General features: G+C 47.4%; 19 protein-coding genes and 4 tRNA genes. 9 read left to right on the forward strand and 14 right to left on the reverse strand.

The features are described from left to right. Positions 1–3: 3 nt before the first annotated feature. From ACYVIC_RS18770 to dnaQ, 10 genes are all read right to left on the reverse strand, one after another. Positions 4–1314, reverse strand: a complete 1311-nt coding sequence (locus ACYVIC_RS18770) for an ATP-binding protein (protein WP_460862405.1) — start codon at positions 1312–1314, stop codon at positions 4–6. Between the two features lie 2 nt (positions 1315–1316). Further along, positions 1317–1892, reverse strand: a complete 576-nt coding sequence (locus ACYVIC_RS18775) for a chemotaxis protein CheC (protein ID WP_460862407.1) — start codon at positions 1890–1892, stop codon at positions 1317–1319. Then, the gene (locus tag ACYVIC_RS18780) at positions 1889–2254 is read right to left on the reverse strand and encodes a response regulator (RefSeq protein ID WP_460862409.1); all 366 of its coding nucleotides are present in this window, start codon (positions 2252–2254) and stop codon (positions 1889–1891) included. Before ACYVIC_RS18780 ends, ACYVIC_RS18775 begins: the two co-directional genes overlap by 4 nt. An 82-nt stretch (positions 2255–2336) precedes the next feature. Then, positions 2337–2675 carry an EAL domain-containing protein gene (locus ACYVIC_RS18785; RefSeq protein ID WP_460862662.1) on the reverse strand — a complete coding sequence of 113 codons (339 nt, stop codon included), beginning with the start codon at positions 2673–2675 and terminating at the stop codon, positions 2337–2339. Positions 2676–2891: 216 nt separating this feature from the next. Further along, positions 2892–2968: transfer RNA gene (locus ACYVIC_RS18790), tRNA-Asp, on the reverse strand. Between the two features lie 54 nt (positions 2969–3022). Continuing rightward, positions 3023–3099: transfer RNA gene (locus tag ACYVIC_RS18795), tRNA-Asp, on the reverse strand. Positions 3100–3125: 26 nt separating this feature from the next. Continuing rightward, positions 3126–3202, reverse strand: a tRNA-Asp gene (locus ACYVIC_RS18800). Between the two features lie 16 nt (positions 3203–3218). Then, positions 3219–3295: transfer RNA gene (locus tag ACYVIC_RS18805), tRNA-Asp, on the reverse strand. A 108-nt stretch (positions 3296–3403) separates the two neighbouring features. Then, positions 3404–4843, reverse strand: a complete 1440-nt coding sequence (locus ACYVIC_RS18810; RefSeq protein WP_460862410.1) for a TIGR03503 family protein — start codon at positions 4841–4843, stop codon at positions 3404–3406. Further along, positions 4831–5532 (reverse strand): DNA polymerase III subunit epsilon, encoded by a 702-nt coding sequence (dnaQ, locus tag ACYVIC_RS18815; protein WP_460862412.1) that lies wholly within the window; start codon positions 5530–5532, stop codon positions 4831–4833. The genes ACYVIC_RS18810 and dnaQ overlap by 13 nt, the downstream gene beginning before the upstream one ends. A 65-nt stretch (positions 5533–5597) precedes the next feature. On the opposite strand from dnaQ, the gene rnhA reads away from it, so the two are divergent. Continuing rightward, the gene (gene rnhA, locus ACYVIC_RS18820) at positions 5598–6074 is read left to right on the forward strand and encodes a ribonuclease HI (RefSeq protein ID WP_460862414.1); all 477 of its coding nucleotides are present in this window, start codon (positions 5598–5600) and stop codon (positions 6072–6074) included. Positions 6075–6247: 173 nt separating this feature from the next. Here the strand turns inward: rnhA and ACYVIC_RS18825 are convergent, their stop codons facing one another. Beyond that, on the reverse strand, positions 6248–6829 hold the full coding sequence (locus ACYVIC_RS18825; RefSeq protein WP_460862416.1) for a glutathione peroxidase: 582 nt from the start codon (positions 6827–6829) through the stop codon (positions 6248–6250). 182 nt (positions 6830–7011) lie between these two features. Between ACYVIC_RS18825 and ACYVIC_RS18830 the strand changes: the two genes are divergently transcribed. Both ACYVIC_RS18830 and ACYVIC_RS18835 read left to right on the forward strand, forming a co-directional pair. After that, the gene (locus ACYVIC_RS18830; protein WP_460862418.1) at positions 7012–8052 is read left to right on the forward strand and encodes a glutathione synthetase; all 1041 of its coding nucleotides are present in this window, start codon (positions 7012–7014) and stop codon (positions 8050–8052) included. A gap of 86 nt (positions 8053–8138) precedes the next feature. Further along, the gene (locus ACYVIC_RS18835; RefSeq protein ID WP_460862420.1) at positions 8139–8333 is read left to right on the forward strand and encodes a PA3496 family putative envelope integrity protein; all 195 of its coding nucleotides are present in this window, start codon (positions 8139–8141) and stop codon (positions 8331–8333) included. Between the two features lie 55 nt (positions 8334–8388). Here ACYVIC_RS18835 and fabB read toward each other — a convergent pair whose 3' ends face one another. Then, positions 8389–9603, reverse strand: coding sequence for a beta-ketoacyl-ACP synthase I (gene fabB, locus ACYVIC_RS18840; protein ID WP_460862421.1), 1215 nt, complete (start codon positions 9601–9603; stop codon positions 8389–8391). A gap of 174 nt (positions 9604–9777) precedes the next feature. Here fabB and mnmC point away from each other — a divergent pair, with 174 nt between their 5' ends. Continuing rightward, complete coding sequence (gene mnmC / locus ACYVIC_RS18845; protein WP_460862423.1) at positions 9778–11664, forward strand: bifunctional tRNA (5-methylaminomethyl-2-thiouridine)(34)-methyltransferase MnmC2/FAD-dependent 5-carboxymethylaminomethyl-2-thiouridine(34) oxidoreductase MnmC1; 1887 nt, start codon at positions 9778–9780, stop codon at positions 11662–11664. A 62-nt stretch (positions 11665–11726) separates the two neighbouring features. Next, on the forward strand, positions 11727–12059 hold the full coding sequence (locus ACYVIC_RS18850; RefSeq protein ID WP_460862424.1) for a hypothetical protein: 333 nt from the start codon (positions 11727–11729) through the stop codon (positions 12057–12059). Positions 12060–12071: 12 nt separating this feature from the next. Here the strand turns inward: ACYVIC_RS18850 and ACYVIC_RS18855 are convergent, their stop codons facing one another. After that, positions 12072–12941: a flagellar protein MotY gene (locus ACYVIC_RS18855; protein ID WP_460862425.1), complete on the reverse strand. Its 870-nt coding sequence runs from the start codon at positions 12939–12941 to the stop codon at positions 12072–12074. A 149-nt stretch (positions 12942–13090) separates the two neighbouring features. Here ACYVIC_RS18855 and rnt point away from each other — a divergent pair, with 149 nt between their 5' ends. Then, on the forward strand, positions 13091–13759 hold the full coding sequence (gene rnt / locus ACYVIC_RS18860; protein ID WP_460862426.1) for a ribonuclease T: 669 nt from the start codon (positions 13091–13093) through the stop codon (positions 13757–13759). A gap of 75 nt (positions 13760–13834) precedes the next feature. Here rnt and ACYVIC_RS18865 read toward each other — a convergent pair whose 3' ends face one another. After that, positions 13835–14176, reverse strand: coding sequence for a Grx4 family monothiol glutaredoxin (locus tag ACYVIC_RS18865; protein WP_460862428.1), 342 nt, complete (start codon positions 14174–14176; stop codon positions 13835–13837). Between the two features lie 238 nt (positions 14177–14414). Here ACYVIC_RS18865 and sodB point away from each other — a divergent pair, with 238 nt between their 5' ends. The 3 genes from sodB (at position 14415) to ACYVIC_RS18880 (ending at position 18437) form a co-directional block, all read left to right on the forward strand. Next, positions 14415–14999: a superoxide dismutase [Fe] gene (gene sodB, locus ACYVIC_RS18870; RefSeq protein ID WP_460862429.1), complete on the forward strand. Its 585-nt coding sequence runs from the start codon at positions 14415–14417 to the stop codon at positions 14997–14999. A gap of 225 nt (positions 15000–15224) precedes the next feature. Then, positions 15225–17147 carry a PrkA family serine protein kinase gene (locus tag ACYVIC_RS18875; protein ID WP_460862431.1) on the forward strand — a complete coding sequence of 641 codons (1923 nt, stop codon included), beginning with the start codon at positions 15225–15227 and terminating at the stop codon, positions 17145–17147. A gap of 21 nt (positions 17148–17168) precedes the next feature. Continuing rightward, on the forward strand, positions 17169–18437 hold the full coding sequence (locus ACYVIC_RS18880) for a YeaH/YhbH family protein (RefSeq protein WP_460862432.1): 1269 nt from the start codon (positions 17169–17171) through the stop codon (positions 18435–18437). Positions 18438–18452: the final 15 nt, after the last annotated feature.

Raw genomic sequence — 18452 nt, forward strand, 5'->3', positions numbered from 1 at the left:
TTATCACTCGTCTGATACCGGGGTTTCCAATAACTGCTCAGTCGCTAATAAAGGCAGTGTAATGGTAAAGCAGCTGCCTTTACCTGGCTCACTTTCTACCAACAAGTTAGCCTTGTGTTTCTGTAAGATACTGTACGACAAAGATAACCCCAACCCGGTGCCGGTACCTACCGGCTTAGTGGTAAAAAAGGGCTCAAATATTTTTTGCAGATGTTTTTTCTCAATGCCAACGCCGGTATCTTTAATGGCGATGGTAATAGCGGAGTCCGTTGCCGCTACGTCTATAAAAATTTCACCTTTATCTTCAATCGCCTGAGCAGCATTTACCAACAAATTTAAAAATACCTGATTTAGCTGCATAGGTTGACAGTACAGCTCTGGTAAATTTGGCTGGTAATGCCGATGTATTTCGGCCTTGTACTTGATCTGGTTTGCGGCAATTTTTAGCGTATTTTCCAGGCCATCGACAATATTGGCATACTGCCACTCACTGCTGTCAACGTGCGAAAAAGCCTTCAGATTTTTTACAATAGCGGCGACTCGTTCAAGCCCTTCAATTGACTCATGCAGCAGTTCAGGTAAATCGGTGCTGATAAAGGCAAACTGCTGGCGTTTAAGCATATCTTGCTCTAACGCCTGATAGGTAGGATGGTTAATTTTGGCAAACAATTTTTGATAAAACTGTACCAGTTTAAATAACTTAGTATTGTAGTCCTGCAGACTTTGCAAATTAGAACTGACAAAACCAACCGGGTTATTTATTTCATGTGCGACACCTGCGGCCAGTTGACCTATTGCCGCCATTTTTTCTGATTGCAATAACTGATTCTGTGCCGCTTCAAGTTTGGTGTTTAGCTTTGTTAACTCAGCATGTTCTTGCTCAAGTTGCCCGGACAGTTTTTTCTGTGCCTGATAGTAGCTGGCCAGCTCAGTGACATCCTGTACCACCATGCAAACGGTATTTACCTGCTGAGCTTCAACATCCAGCGGGAAAAACTCAATATTTTGAAACATCAGTGTTTCTTCGCCTGTTATCGGGCGGCTACTGCGAAACTGGAATACGTGGGGTCGATGTTCCCAATACGAAAAACTGGCATTATTCAAAACAAACACACTGTTAATTTTTTTTTTCAGAAAGCGCGCTTCGTGAGGAAATAACTCAAGTAAGTTGGGTAAAGAGGTGTCTTGCTGCAAAATACCCAAACGGTCAGTAAAAAAGTCGTTCCAAAATAATATGTTGTAATCCTGATCAACAATACAGATCCCCAGTGGCAAACGCGATACCAGTTTACTCAGTAAGGATGTGTTCTGCATAACTACTCCAGTAACCGGTTTAACGCCTGCAACAGGGTGTCGACGGCAATATCTTCCAGACATATCACTACTCTGGAGTCGAATTGACTAGCCTCCACTTTGAACTCAACTTCCATCATCAGAGTGCTAGCCCAGTGAACTTGCGCAACCTCCTGATTTTGAGGGAAAAATATCGTAGGCATGCTTAACTTTGCGTTTAAAGCCAACTGCTCTGCAAAACCCGATAAACAGGCCCCGGCCAGAATATTAGCCAGCTCAAGCAATAACTCGCTAAGCGTGTCTTTGTCTAAAGGTACTTCGTAATCCATCAATTCTCCGATGGAGTCGCAACCTGCTTTTGACAATACTGTAAGTACCTCGCCACGGATATGCCCCACGAAAGATTGCCGGGTATACCACACATCTGTGTCATTAAGCATTTGAGAAAATTCTAATGGGGTAACGGATACGATGCGTGGTATAGACAGTGTAACTTTTGCACCGACTAACCGGGCCAGCGCATTGGCAGCTCGCCCCATCGAAATATTCATCAGCTCTTGCAGTGCGTCACGCTGCTCTTCCGACAATAAGGTGTTCATATCAACCCCACTTCAAACAAGGTATCCCGCAACTGCTCTGCCTGAAGTGGTTTATGTAAAAATCTGAACGCGCCCAATGAATCAACCAGCCGCTTTGCCTCAGGTTGAATATCTGCACTGATCACGATTACGACGGTTTTTGCATGGTGCTCGTGCAAGTACTTCAACACGCCAAAGCCATCGAGCTCCGGCATGGTTAGATCCAGAAACAGCACCTCTGCTTTACCTGATTCAACAGCTAGTAGTGCCTCTTTACCATTACAGGCTTCTGTAATCTCAACATCCCATTCAGGCGGAAGCGCCCGCCTTACCGCTTTTCGTGACATTAGTGAGTCGTCAGCAATCGTTACCGGAATTGGCATAGTTGGCTCCAAATAAAATGTCTCATTTGTCTTATATTAGTTGGGAATTTTAAAACGTCAATATTAGTGTTGAGCGTTAAGATTATTTAGCACCTTGAGCATTGGTCAATTGTCGCTCTATTGCAAATAAACCTTGAGGTGAAGCATAAAAATATCCCTGACCAAACTCACAACCTAAATTAGCCAGTAAGGTCTGTTGCGCTGCGCTTTCTATGCCCTCAGCAATAACGGCTACGTTTATTGCCTGCGCCATGGCTAGCATGGCTTTTACCATACTGAGGTTATGGCCTTGGTCCAGTGCCTGTACAAAGGCTTTATCTATTTTTATATAATCTATCGGCAAAGACGTCAGATACGATAACGAAGAATAACCGGTGCCATAATCGTCAATAGAAACTTTAATGTAGGGTAAGCTTTTAATAAAGAGTAACTGGCTGAACTAGCGCTCAGGCTGGAGACACTAAAGAAGTAAAATGGCTTCGCTACCGGGATTCGAACCCGCGAACATTTTCAACGTGCAAGCTTTGAGCTTGTGGTGTGACAGGCCGGCTAAGCTCGTAACAGAGAGCAACCGACTGAACTACCGGCAATCACTATGCTGTAGAAAACAAAAAACCAGCAATATGCTGGCTTAAAATGGCGGAGCGGACGGGACTCGAACCCGCGACCCCCGGCGTGACAGGCCGGTATTCTAACCGACTGAACTACCGCTCCGCGCTGGAGTGAGCTTGCGCTCTGATGGCTTTGCCTTTCGGCTACTTGCTGAAGTGGCGGAGCGGACGGGACTCGAACCCGCGACCCCCGGCGTGACAGGCCGGTATTCTAACCGACTGAACTACCGCTCCGGATCAGGAAGCATATTTCGACACAGTGGCGGAGCGGACGGGACTCGAACCCGCGACCCCCGGCGTGACAGGCCGGTATTCTAACCGACTGAACTACCGCTCCGGTGTGTATCGAAAATTGGCGGAGCGGACGGGACTCGAACCCGCGACCCCCGGCGTGACAGGCCGGTATTCTAACCGACTGAACTACCGCTCCGCACCAATTGCGCTGCAAGATTTCGTTTGGGTATCCTGCAGTGCGGCGGGAATGATACGGATTAGCCGATAGGCCGTCAACACCTTTTTTTCCGCTTTTGCCTAATCCTTAATCATCCGGTAAAGTCAGATCAAGAATGTCATCCATATCGTTGTTTTTTTGTGCATTAGCGGGCATTTTTTCCGTTGCTGTAGCTTTAGCCGTTGATGGGCTAGCGCTGTTTTGCGCTTCTGCGGGCTTTTTACGCCAAAACATCAAATCAGCCAGTTTTTTATCATTGATAACAAACCAGATAGCAAAACCACCGCCGCCAAGGATAAATATATTCGCCACTATTACCAGCAACCAGGGAAACTCAGGTTCAGGAGGTGCGTTTTCAGCTGCAATTTCATCTTTTATATGCTGTGGTAACTCTGCCAATACCGGCGCTTCATAAACCTGACGGTTCACCACAAAACTAATCTCAGGCAAATTTAACATAAACTCGCGGCCGTTTTGCATTGCACCAAAAGCTTGCACCTCCAGAATATAACTACCATGGCCTCTATTGTGCAGCTCCAGTTGCCGCGGTGTTAAACCGGGTTCATTCAGGGCGAACTCATCAACATCACCATTTGGATAACGAATACGCCCCTGTAACAACACGGATGCCGCATTGACCTTTTTATCCGTAACCCTGAACAGCACATTATGCGGTTGCAACTCTACCTTTTCGTCCGGATTGACTGCCTCGTACACCGGCGATGCCGTAATGTCTGCCACTATAGGTGCTGCTAGCAGCACCACCGGCGGCTGCTCTACCTCACGGGTGTAAAGTGGCGTACGCACTATGTATTTTGGCGTCCATTCACCGGCGACAAAACGTAGCTGAAACTCGCCGGTAAACACACCATCGCGCGAGCGCTCGTCATAGCCTTTGCCATCATCACGAAATGTGGCGACCTGCACCACTCCGCGGCCAAAATTGTCATACTCAGCATTATTAGTACTGACAAAAATCACTTCCAGCGCCAGCACCTCTCGAAACTCGCGAACATTGATCGGCTGGTCGCCATTGGTCAATCTGGCGGTAACTTTTACCGTTTCACCAACCATCAGGTCAGACGGCAAGGCATCAACGTGCAATTGAATGTCTGTTAACACCATAACCCGGCTTTGTGGTAATAACTTACCTACTGCCTGCCAAGGGCCAGGCATCGGGTTCTTTATCTGGATCAGATCATAACTACTGGCGTCATGCCAGCGGATATCATTTTGCTCGGCCGTGTTAAAATGTAACTTACTGCCGTCGGGACGTACCAGCACCACAGAGGCTGAGCCTCGACGACGAAACATTAGCAGGGTAATTTCTGCGACGTTGTCATCGATACGAAAGCGGTTTTCAAACAACGGGATTTGGTTTTTAGTCGGTAAGTCCTGCAGCAGTTCAAAACCGTCGTGCAGATCCTCATCTAAGCTACCGTGTAGATCTTGCGTTGTCGTTTCAGCTTGCTGCGCAGCTAACGACAAACTAAGGCTTAACAATAACAGCCATATCAGTTTCGCCACAGGCAACTGCCCCCTTTTTTCTGTACCAGATCCAGCCGGCTTTCATGCGCGGCAAGTTCGGCTTCAGTGGCATGCAATACCGTTAATTTGCCACTGCGTTGCAATGCGACAGGCCCGGTATTGCCATAACTACCATCCTGTTCATTGGCCAGATTTAAACTTACCTGCCCACCTGTCATTAACAGGTAAACATCTGCCAGAATTTCGGCATCAAGCAAAGCGCCGTGCAAGGTACGATGGCTATTGTTAATATCATAGCGGCGGCATAATGCATCCAGGTTGTTCTTCTGCCCGGGGTGCATTTCACGCGCCAGCATTAAGGTATCTAAAATAGTACAGTACTGCTCTACCGGCGGCAGAGAAGGCTGTAGCAGTGAAAATTCATGGTTTATAAAGCCGACGTCGAAGGCGGCGTTATGAATAACCAACTCAGCACCTTGAATATAGTCGTAAAAGTTTTTTGCTATCTGGCGAAATACCGGCTCATCTTTTAACCGCTCATTAGTAATACCGTGCACCGCTACGGCTTCGGCGTCAATAATCCGCTGCGGGTTAATATAAACATGGAAATTGTTACCGGTAAAACGCCGGTTTATTAGCTCTACACAGCCTATTTCAATAATACGGTGGCCATCTTTGGGGCTGATGCCAGTGGTTTCAGTGTCGAGAATAATTTGTCTTTTAGCCATGGTGGTTTCGTTTTTTACAGCATTTGAGTTAGATTATACGCCGTTTTGGTTTGAGGAAAGGCTTTATGCGCAAAACAGTTGCGATCTATACCGATGGCTCCTGCCTGGGTAACCCGGGGCCGGGCGGCTACGGCGCTGTGCTGATCTACAAGCAGCACCGCAAAGAGCTAAGCGGCGGTTATCGCTTAACCACCAATAACCGTATGGAGTTGCTGGCGGCCATTATTGCGCTGGAAAGCTTAAAGGACAGTTGTGACGTAGATTTAACCACCGACAGCCAGTATGTGCGCTTAGGCATTATGCAGTGGCTGGCCGGTTGGAAGCGCAATAACTGGAAGACCAGCCAGAAGCAGCCGGTGAAAAATCAGGATTTATGGCAGCGCCTTGATACCGCTGCGTCAACCCATAAAGTGGCATGGCACTGGGTAAAGGGTCATGCCGGCCACCCGGAGAACGAGCGCTGTGATGTGTTGGCGCGCACAGCAGCAGAAGCAAAACCTACTACTGTGGATACGGCGTTTGAGTTGAGCACTAAAACTTAGTCAAATCGTTAACTGCATGTATTGCAGAAAAAACCTACCGTCAACTGCTTGCGCTGCAACACTCGCCTTGGCTCATCACAGCAACTCGCTACCGCTTGCGCGTTCGCTCAGACACTCTGTGATGACCAAATCGAGGTTCCAGCCCCAGTTGACTGGTTTATTTAGCGCAGTGATTACTCGCCGGCTTTAGCAGTGGCTTCTGCAGCATTTGCTGCCAGCATTTTCTCCAGCTCAGCAATAAAGGCTTTATCATCCGGCGCGGTGCGGCTGCCAAAATGTTTTACCGTTTGCTCGTCGCTGCTTACCAGATACTTATTAAAGTTCCAGCTTGGTGACTCGCCGGTTTTGGCAATTAAGGCCTTAAACACCGGGTTGGCATCATCGCCCTTTACCTTAGAGCTGGCAAACATCGGGAATTTTACACCGTAGGTTAAATAGCATACTTCTGCCGTTTTTTCGGCATCATCGTATTCCTGCATAAAGCTGTCTGATGGAAAGCCCAGGATCACCAGGCCTTTATCCTGATACTGCTGATACAGCGCTTCTAAACCTTCAAACTGCTTGGTGAAGCCACATTTACTGGCCGTATTTACCACCAACAGCGTCTTGCCCTTGTAGCTATCACATAAATCTACACTCTCACGGGTATTTAACTGTTGCATAAAATGGCCAAGAATAGCGCCACATTGGTTTGCCAGTGCTGGCGTTGCCATTAAAGCAGTGGCAAAACAAGCCACACCGAGTATTGTTTTCATTTTTATCTCCTGTAAGGTTTGCGCGTTAGGCTGGCGTTTGTTACGCAGCATAACGCAAAGCCGATCTGTTTGCGCAAGGCGATAAAAATTCACGTGTGTTTTTTTGCCTATCCGCTATCATCCGCTTCCTTTTTTTGGCGACTCTCGTATGCTTAGCCAGAGCCACTTTAACAGAGACTGTTATGCGCATTTGTTTTTTAATGTATCCCTGGGAAAAAGTCCAACCCGACGGCGACAGCACCATACGAATGATCCATGAAGCGGTAAGCCGCGGCCACAGTGTCGCCATTACCCATGCCAATAATTTAACCATGCGTGACAGCATTGCTCAGGCATTTTGCAAAGTGTTTGTTAAAGGCCAGAAAGTGTCCAGCAATATCGCCAGCTTTTATCGTCATGCCGAGTTTAACCAGCAAAAACTGCCACTGGCGGCTTTTGACGCTATTTTTATCAGGCTAAACCCGCCGCTGGATCCAATAGCGCTTAACTTTCTTGATTCAGTGCGTGAAGACACGTTTATTATGAATGACTTAGACGGTGTACGTATTGCCAATAACAAAATGTATACGGCGTCTTTGCATGACCCTGACAACGAGTTTATCCCCATTACGCACGTGTCGAAAAATAAAGACTATCTGGCACGGGTACTCGCCGAATCGGCCAATAACAAAATGATTTTAAAGCCATTGAATGGCTATGGCGGTAAAGGTGTGATTTTGCTGGAAAAATCTGCAGCACAAAGCGCTCGCTCGTTGCTGGATTTTTATATCGGCGATTCAGAGCAAGGTAATTACGTTATTTTGCAGGAATACGTTGAAGGTGCAGAGCTGGGTGATATCCGTATTTTAATGCTCAATGGCAAAGCCATTGGCGCCATGCGGCGCATACCGCCTGCAGACGATATGCGCTCAAATGTACACGCCGGCGGCACCGTGGTTAAGCACCTGCTGACCGAGCAGGAAAAGCGCCTCTGCGCCCATATTGGCCCGAAACTGGTGCGTGACGGTTTGTACTTTGCCGGCATTGATGTCATTAACGGCAAGCTAATTGAAGTTAATGTAATGAGCCCCGGCGGTATAGCGCGGATTAACAGATTAAATAGCGTCAGATTGCAAAGTAAGGTTATTGATTTTATTGAAGATGTAATAGAAAAAAAACAACAGTTGTCTGCACGAAAACCCGGGTTTCGTAACCTGCTGCATGCAGCAGAAACAACCAGGTAAAATATTTTTTGTGTCACGATAAAAATAATTCGCTGTTTTTAACCAGCGAATCTCGGTAAATAGGCAAAAAAAACTGAGGTGCGCTTATGTCACAGCTAGAAAGCAACGAGTTTGAGTTGGAAGAATTAACCGATGACAGCGAGCTGGTAAAGGCGCTGTCGCCCAAAGACAGCAAAGCCAAACAAAAACTGGAAGCCCGCCGTCGCATTGACGAATTAATGGAGCAAAAACGTTTGCGCCAGTTACTGGATGACTGGGAGCTGGACGACACTGAAGCATAACATAATAAAAAAACGGGCGCACATTGCGCCCGTTCTTTGTTACGGCTATTGCAGATTACGCACGGTACTTCTGCATTACTAACGTAGCGTTAGTGCCACCAAAGCCGAAACTATTCGACATCACAGTATTAAGCTGAGCTTCTGTGGTTTTGGTGATGATATTCAAGCCTTTTGCGGCTTCGTCCAGTTCGCCGATATTTATCGAAGGCGCAATAAAGTTATGTTGCATCATCAGCAGTGAGTATATGGCTTCGTGCACACCGGCCGCACCGAGAGCATGGCCAGTCATGGCTTTAGTTGCGCTTATTGCCGGCGCTTTACCGGCAAATACCTGCTGAATAGCCCCCAGCTCTTTAACATCACCTACCGGTGTACTGGTACCGTGGGTGTTTACATAATCAATCTCGCCCTGTACGTTTTGCATTGCCATTTGCATGCAACGTACGGCGCCTTCGCCGCTTGGCGCTACCATGTCAAAACCGTCTGATGTCGCACCATAACCAACAACTTCAGCATAAATAGTGGCACCGCGGGCTAACGCATGCTCCAGCTCTTCAACCACTACCATACCGCCCCCACCACTAATAACGAAGCCATCGCGATTAGCATCGTAAGTCCGTGACGCCTGCTCTGGCGTGTCATTATACTTAGTCGACAGCGCACCCATAGCATCAAACTCCATCGCCAGCGTCCAGTGCACTTCTTCACCGCCACCGGCAAACACCACATCCTGTTTACCTAATTGAATAAGTTCAACAGCGTGACCTATACAGTGGGCGCTGGTAGCACAGGCTGAGCTGATGGAATAATTCACACCCTTTATTTTAAACGGCGTTGCCAGACAAGCTGAGCAGGTACTGGACATGGTTTTTGGTACCGCATAAGGGCCAACCCGCTTTACGCCCTTTTCGCGCAGCGTATCTGCTGCTTCAACCTGCACTTTAGATGACGCGCCGCCAGAGCCCGCTACCAGGCCGATGCGCGGGTGAGAAATTTGCTCTTCGCTAAAACCCGCATCTTGCATCGCTTCTTGCATTGCCAGGTAAGCATAGGCCGCGGCATCAGCCATAAAGCGCATGGCTTTGCGATCAATCAGCTCCGCCGGATTAAGCTTAATATTGCCCCAAACCTGAGAGCGAAGACCAAGTTCGGCAAACTCTTCTGAACGGGTAATACCAGAGCGCCCTGCTTGCAATGACGCCAGCACCTCGTCTTTATTATTACCTATGCTGGATACAATTCCGATACCTGTAATTACCGCTCTTTTCATATTTTCTCCCCAAGTGCCAGCATGTTACTGGCAACATTCAACTGTAATGCGCGCTATTGTACGGACTTTAGTTAATTAAGTGGTCAGCTTTGAGCGCACACTTGTACTCTGTTTTTAATTCTGCTGCAGCTTAGGGTAAACTACAAGCCGAATATTAAGGTAGGCCCACCGTTTATGTCACAGCTTAGCCATGCAAAAATACATTTTAATGAACAGGGAACTCCTGTCGCATCTGACTTTGATGATGTGTACTTTTCTAACGACGGCGGCATAGCCGAAACAGACTACGTATTTTTACAGCAAAACGGTTTACCTGACCGCTGGCAAACACATAGCCGGCCCGCCTTTCATATTATTGAAACCGGCTTTGGCACCGGCGCCAACTTCTTACTCAGCTGGCAACGTTTTAGACAATTTCGCCAGCTTTATCCTGCCGCGTCATGTAAGCGCCTTTACTTCAGTAGTTTTGAAAAGTTTCCGTTAACCTTAGCCGATTTAACCCAGGCATTGTCAGTGCACACTGAGCTGCAGCAGCTATGCCAATTGCTGCTTGCAAAATATCCACCAAATATCGCCGGCTGTCATCGCTTAAACTTTGATGATGGCAGCGTAGTGCTGGATTTATGGTTTGGTGATGTAAATAACCTGCTGCCTGAACTGAGTAGCACAGTCGATGCGGTGTATCTTGATGGCTTTGCCCCGGCAAAAAACCCGGATATGTGGCAAGACGGCCTGTTCAGCGGCCTGGCAAAATTAAGTTATGCCGGCACGACGTTAGCCACCTTTACCGCCGCAGGGATGGTTAAACGTGGCCTGCAATGCGCGGGGTTTAACGTTAAAAAAGTTAAAGGCTATGGCCGTAAACGCGAAATGCTGACCGCCCGCTTTGCTGCAGAATTAGCCTGTACAGCAAAACAACCAGAGCATGTTACGCTGATTGGCGGTGGCATCGTGTCTATGTGCACCGCTCTTGCGCTAACACAGCGCGGCGTAAAAGTCAGCTTGCTGTGCGAAGACAGCGAAATCGCAGCCCAGGCATCACAAAACCGCCAGGGTGCGGTTTACCCAAATTTACATGCTACTGTCACCGCCGACAGCCAAATTTACGTGCCGGCATTTTTATATGCCCGGCATTTCTACCAATACTGGCAACAACAAGGGTTAGACTTTGCTATGGATTGGTGTGGCATGCTGCATCTGGCTACTAATGCTCAGTTACAACAACGTCAGCACAAACTTATCAGCAGAGCGCTGTGGCCAGAGCAATTGGTAAAAGCTGTTAATGCCGACACAGCATCTGAGCTTGCAGGCGTATCGTTGCGCCATGACGGCATTTATTTTCCGCTGGCGGGCTGGCTTAGTCCGCAGCAATTTTGCCAGCAAGCGCTACATTATCTGCAACAACATGACACTTTTGATTTAAAACTTAATTGCCATGTTAATGCCGTTATTCCAAAGAATACTGGCTGGCAGTTGCAGACCTCACAAGGCGTTGAATATGCCAGTCAGTTGGTGCTGGCCTGTGGCAGTGCGCTGGCAAACTTTACCCCAAGTCATTTTTTGCCCGTAAATAAAATTCGTGGCCAGGTTAGCCATGTAAGCAGCAAAGGTATGACAGCGCTGAAAACCGTGCTATGCCATAAAGGCTACATTACGCCACAGTGGCAGGGATTGCATTGCGTCGGTGCCACCTTTGACCGCGGTGCGACAGAGGCTGGGCTCAGTGCGGCTGATGACATGGAAAACATGGCCTTAGTCAATCAGCAACTTGATACACCAGAGTGGTTCAGTGATGCCAGCACACCAAGCGCTGCAGCAGCATTTCGCGCCACCTTGCCGGACCATCTGCCGGTAGTTGGCGAAATAGCGCCGCGGCTTTATGTGTTGGGGGCCCTGGGCGCCCGGGGTATTACCTTAGCGCCACTACTTAGTGAATTACTAATAGCAGCGCTAAGCGCCGAACCAGTGCCGCTAAGCAATTCTTTGCTAAAGCGCCTTGCAGGACAGCGCTTCGCCTCTAAGGCAGCTGCAGTGACAGAACACAGCGCAATAACAGAATAATAAGCACAGACAGAAAAAATTTGGTAAGGTAAAACCAAGCTCATATTAAGTAAGGAAACATCATGCGGTTACTGATTTTACTGTGCCTGGTATTAAGCATCAGTGGCATAAGTTTTAACAGTGTTGCAAACGACTTTTTTCAAATCCCGCTGGCGGCAGATGCACGCGAGTTTGCCCGTCTGGACAATAAAATGCCAGCGGTGCTTAGCTATTTCAGCCAGCAGACAGAGCAACAACTACGCGATTTTTATCTGCAGCATTTAGGTGAGCCGCTTAGTGAACATAGCCTGCACAGCCGTCAACATTTGTATTTCAGCGTAAATGGCAAGCAGGTACGTATCTTGATTTCCAGCCAGAATGCCTGGCGACAGGTTGATATCATGCTACAAAACTAAATGCCATTGTTATCAGGGTTTGGCCATTTGTAACACCACACGACGGTTTTTGCGCCGCTCTAAAGCGGTATCATTTGGCGCAACATGCCGCCGCTCGCCAAACCCTTCTACCTGCACTCTGTCTTCAGCTAAACCTGCCGTAATAAAAAACTGTTTAACTTTGTCTGCCCGTTTTACCGATAATTGTTCATTCAACCAGCGGCCGCCGTAGCTATCGGTGTACCCTTGAATTTCTACAAAATCGATATCCTGATCATGTTTCAGATACTCTGCAATTTGCGCTAAACGCCGTTCAGACTCTCGGGTAAGTTTGTCCCCGCCGCTTTCATAGCTTAATACCGTAAAAGCGATATCCTCAAAACTATAAGGCAATAAACCGGCAATGCACTGATTAAACTCATTATAGCTTGAGACAAACTGCACCGGATTAAGCTGAGCCACAACCTTGTCGTACGGGCTATACCAGTCGCTGAAATAAAAGGCCGGGCTAAAGCCATGCTCCAGCTCACTTAATAATGTCCAGGCCGTTTTCTTGGGTAACTCGCCGTTAAACTGTTTAAGCAGTTGCATCGTCGCCACGGCTTTGGCTGGCACGCCAGGCCGCCAGGCCGGGGGCATCGACAGTACTTCAGCCAGCGCGTAGTTGTCCGGTAGACGCTGCATTTTCAGCTCAAAATCCATATTCAATGCTTTACTGGCCACGCTGCGAAATATAGCCCGGCCAAAATGTGGGATCTGATGCTCCAGCGAGCATTGCAACGGCGATGCCACCGACAGCTGCCAGGCAGACTGCTCTATAGTGGCAGAATATTGACGTAGTTGTGGCTGTGCCAGCACACTGCAACACCCCAGCAGGCTTAACAAAACAGTACAAACTCGCATTTTTTCGCTTCCTAAGGCAGTATGGTTTCGGTTAAGAACGCTTAACAGGTTGACTCTAGCAAGCATCGTGCCGCTGCCAACAGGTTAGCAACAAGACGCTGACCAAATTCTTTGGCATAATAGCGGCTGATTTTTCAGATGGCGATGTTATGACACAACCAAAATCCCTGCTAGCCCAACGTTTTCGTGGTTACTATCCTGTAGTTATCGACGTGGAAACGGCAGGCTTTAATGCCAAAACCGATGCGTTACTGGAAATAGCCGCAACCTTGCTGGATATGGACGATAATGGCAATTTGGTGCCACACAGAACGCTGCATTTTCATGTTGAGCCGTTCGAAGGGGCTAATTTGGATGCCAGCTCACTGGCATTTAACGGTATTGACCCATTTAACCCACTGCGCGGCGCGGTTCCAGAGCGCGAAGCCATCGGTGAAATTTGCAAAGCCGTGCGCAAAGCGCAAAAAGATGCTGGCTGCCAGCGCAGTGTAATAGTGGCGCATAACGCCGCCTTTGATCAGGGATTTTTTAACGCTGCGGTAGACCGGTTGAACTATAAACGCTCCCCCTTTCATGCCTTTGTTTCATTTGACACAACGTCATTAGCAGCGCTGGCGGTTGGACAAACGGTGCTGGCTAAAGCTTGCCAGGCTGCTGGTATTGAGTTTGACGGTAAAGAGGCGCACAGTGCTTTGTACGACACTGAGCGTACCGCAGAGTTATTTTGCTATATTGTCAACAGCTGGAAGCAGCTCGGTGGTTGGCCGCTGGCACAGGATTTTGTTGATGAACAGGAAGACGCTGCAGCATCCAGCTGATGTAACAACAATAAAAACAACCAACTAAAAAGCACTAAGGCCGCAGCAGCGGCCTTAGTCTACTCATAGCGCCCGTTATTCAGCAGCAGTATCAGTTTTATATTTTGCAGCGGTATCTTTAATCAATGGCTGCAGTTCGCCACGCTGAAACATTTCCAGCACGATGTCACAACCGCCAATTAGCTCACCGTCTACCCATAACTGCGGAAAGGTAGGCCAGTTAGCATATTTGGGCAACTCGGCACGAATATCCGGGTTTTGCAAAATGTCGACATAGGCAAATTGCTCGCCACAAGCGATAAGCGCCTGCGATGCCTGAGCTGAAAAGCCGCAGCTTGGAAACTTTGGCGAACCTTTCATAAATAATAAAATAGGGTTATCAGTAATTTGCTGTTTAATTTTATCTAACGTTTCCATTAATACCTCACGACGTAAGCATGTTCAGACTGAGCATCATTTTACGCTGTTCTGCGACAACAGGCACTTGAGATTTGACAAAAAAGCCCCCACCTCTGGCTGTATTACAATATCAGCTCTGGCAAGCAGCAACCCGGGCAGACCAGCTGACAACAACACTGTAAAACTTGAGTATTTTAGTCAGGTTTTGTAGTCTACGCCATGCAGACAACATAAACAACGCCAACGGAGAATGACAATGGCCTTTGAATTACCAGCATTACCTTATGCTAAAGATGCTTTAGCACCGCACATTTCAGCAGAAACACTGGAATACCATTACGGTAAACACCACAATACCTACGTTGTTAAGTTAAATGGCTTAATTGAAGGTACACCTTTCGCCGGTCAATCACTGGAAGAAATTGTGCGTACTTCTGAAGGTGGTATTTTTAACAATGCCGCTCAGGTATGGAACCATACTTTCTACTGGCATTGTTTATCACCTAACGGCGGTGGCGAGCCATCAGGTACTCTGGCCGATGCCATCAATGCAAAATGGGGCTCTTTCGCCGCGTTTAAAACAGCGTTTAACGACAAAGCCGTGAATAACTTTGGTTCAAGCTGGACCTGGTTAGTAAAAACAGCCGATGGCAGTCTGGACATTGTTAATACCAGCAATGCAGCAACACCGTTAACCGACACCAGCCTGACGCCGGTAATGACGGTAGACTTGTGGGAACATGCTTATTACATCGATTACCGCAATGCACGTCCAACCTACCTGGATGCGTTCTGGGCATTGGTTAACTGGCAGTTTGCCAGCGAAAACTTCGCCAAGTAATTTCTGCTTTATCGAAAAGCCCGGCATTGCCGGGTTTTTTGTCCGCCAAACTTTACATTGCAATAACTTTAAGCCGTTAAACTTTTTATGCCACTACACGTATAAACTGAAAAAAATTGTAGATATTTCGGTCAATTAGTCAGGCGGGAACGCGCTTTACTGTCTAACCTTAAAGCAACAGCTTGGCTGCTACCCTTTTCCGATGTTTTAAAGCTGGAGGTGCATATGAGTATTTTTGAGCACTACAAATCACGCTACGAGGCGGCGAAAGAAGAAGAATATACTATTCAGGAATTTTTGGCGCTGTGTAAAGACGATAAAAGTTGCTATGCCAGTGCGTCTGAGCGTTTGCTAATGGCAATTGGCGAACCACAACTGACCGATACTGCTCAGGATCCTAAATTGTCGCGGCTGTTCTCTAACCGGGTGATTGCCCGTTATCCGGCCTTTTCGGAGTTTTATGGCATGGAAGACGCAATTGAACAAATTGTGTCCTACCTTAAACACTCTGCACAAGGGCTGGAAGAACGGAAACAAATTCTGTATCTGCTGGGTCCGGTAGGTGGCGGTAAATCGTCGCTGGCAGAGAAGCTTAAACACCTGATGCAGCAAGTACCGGTATATTATTTAAAAGGTTCGCCGGTGTTTGATCATCCATTGTGTCTGTTCGATGTTAACGAAGACGGCAATATATTGCAGCAGGAATATGGCATTCCCAAACGCTATCTGCGCAATATTATGTCGCCCTGGGCAAGTAAGCGTCTGCACGAGTACAATGGCGATATAAGCCAATTTAAGGTGGTAAAAAAATACCCCTCGATTTTAGATCAACTAGCCATTGCCAAAACTGAACCCGGTGACGAAAATAATCAGGATATCGCCTCATTAGTCGGTAAAGTAGATATCCGAAAATTGGAGCATTTTGCCCAAAACGACCCGGATGCTTACAGCTATTCTGGCGCTTTATGCCGCGCAAATCAGGGTCTGATGGAATTTGTCGAGATGTTTAAAGCTCCTATCAAGGTGCTACATCCGCTGTTAACCGCGACCCAGGAAGGCAATTATAATGGCACAGAAGGTTTAGCTGCGCTGCCGTTTGACGGCATAATACTGGCTCATAGCAATGAATCCGAGTGGCAAACCTTTCGCAATAATAAAAACAACGAAGCCTTCCTTGACAGGGTATATATTGTCAAAGTGCCTTATTGTTTGCGTGTTAGTGAAGAAATGCGCATTTACCAAAAACTGTTGGAGCACAGCGAACTAAACCACTCGCCCTGTGCACCAGGCACTTTAATATCGCTGGCCCAATTTGCCGTGTTGTCCAGGCTTAAAAACCCAGATAACTCCAGTATCTACTCAAAAATGCGCGTGTATGACGGCGAAAGCTTAAAAGATACCGATCCTAAGGCAAAATCCTATCAGGAGTACCGTGACTACGCTGGTGTCGACGAAGGTATGACCGGCTTATCTACCCGCTTTGCCTTTAAAATTCTGTCCCGTGTTTTTAATTTTGACAGCACCGAAGTGGCCGCCAATCCGGTGCACTTATTCTATGTACTGGAGCAGCAAATCGAGCGGGAGCAATTTCCGGCTGATGTGTCCGAGCGTTACCTGGAGCATTTAAAAGGTTACCTGATCCCCAAATATATTGAGTTTATTGGTAAAGAGATACAAACCGCTTATTTGGAATCTTACTCTGAATACGGCCAGAATATTTTCGACCGCTACGTCATCTATGCCGATTTTTGGATCCAGGACCAGGAGTACCGCGACCCGGAAACCGGGCAATTATTTGACCGCGCAGCGCTAAATGCCGAGCTGGAGAAAATTGAAAAACCGGCCGGCATCAGTAACCCAAAAGATTTTCGCAATGAAATTGTCAATTTTGTGCTAAGAGCCAAAGCTAAAAATAATGGTAAAAACCCAACCTGGACCAGCTACGAAAAACTACGCACAGTAATTGAGAAGAAAATGTTCTCCAGCACAGAAGAGCTGTTACCGGTTATTTCATTTAATGCCAAAACCTCAACCGATGATCAGAAAAAACACGACGACTTTGTCAACCGGATGATGGAAAAAGGTTACACCCGCAAGCAGGTGCGTTTATTGTCAGAATGGTATCTGCGCGTACGCAAATCGCAATAAGCGGGCATAGGCGGAGGTAGTATGGCGCATTTTATCGACAGACGGTTAAACGGCAAAAACAAAAGCGCGGTGAACCGCCAGCGCTTTATTCGCCGTTATAAACAACAGATAAAAAAGGCAGTGTCTGATGCCATTAATAAGCGTAGCGTTACGGATATCAGCAGTGGCGAGAGTATTACTATTCCCAACAAAGATATTACCGAACCATTTTTTCATCAGGGAAAAGGTGGCAAACGCCAGATAGTACACCCAGGCAATGATCAGTTCAGTCCGGGTGATCGCATTAAACGGCCACAAGGCGGTGCAGGCGGGGGTTCAGGCCAGGGTGATGCCAGCGACCAGGGCGAAGGTAGTGACGAATTTGTGTTCTCTATTTCGAAAGATGAATACCTCGATTTACTATTTGAAGACTTAGAGCTACCTAATCTGAAGAAAAATCAGCTGGATAAACTGGTGCAGTACAAAAATGTCCGGGCCGGTTATCGCTCTGAAGGTGTACCCAGCAATATTGATATAGTGCGTTCATTGCGAGGGTCTTTAGCACGACGCGTGGCTATGACGGCAGGGAAAAAAGCTGAACTACATGAGCTGGAACAACAGCTGGCAGCACTGGAACATGAACCAGTGCCAGATCAACAGCAACTGCGGTTGCTATATGCAGAAATTGCAGAGCTAAAACAACGTATCGCTGCCGTTCCCTTTATTGACAGCTTTGATTTGCGTTTTCGTAATTTTCAAAAACGGCCCGAGCCCACCAGCAAAGCCGTGATGTTTTGTTTGATGGATGTATCTGGCTCGATGGATCAGGCCACCAAAGATATGGCCAAACGCTTTTATATTCTGCTGTACTTGTTTTTAAGCCGCAGCTACAAAAACGTTGAGGTGGTGTATATCCGCCATCATACCCAAGCTAAAGAAGTGGATGAGCAGGAGTTTTTTTACTCACAGGAAACCGGCGGCACTATCGTGTCCAGTGCGTTAAAAATGATGTATGACATCGCACTAGAGCGTTACGACCCGGCACAATGGAATATCTACGCAGCTCAGGCGTCAGATGGTGATAACTGGACAGATGACAGCTCGCCATGTGCAGAGCTGATGGCAAACAAGTTACTTCCTTTAGTGCGCTACTACGCTTATATCGAAATAACGCCAAGGGCGCATCAGAGCTTGTGGCAGGAGTATGAAAAGTTGCTCCCTGCATTTGACAACTTTGCCATTCAGCATATTAAAGATGTCAGTGATATTTATCCTGTGTTCCGCGAGCTATTCAAAAAACAGGCAGCTTAGCCGCCTACCCGATCT

Source organism: Rheinheimera gaetbuli (assembly GCF_054781935.1).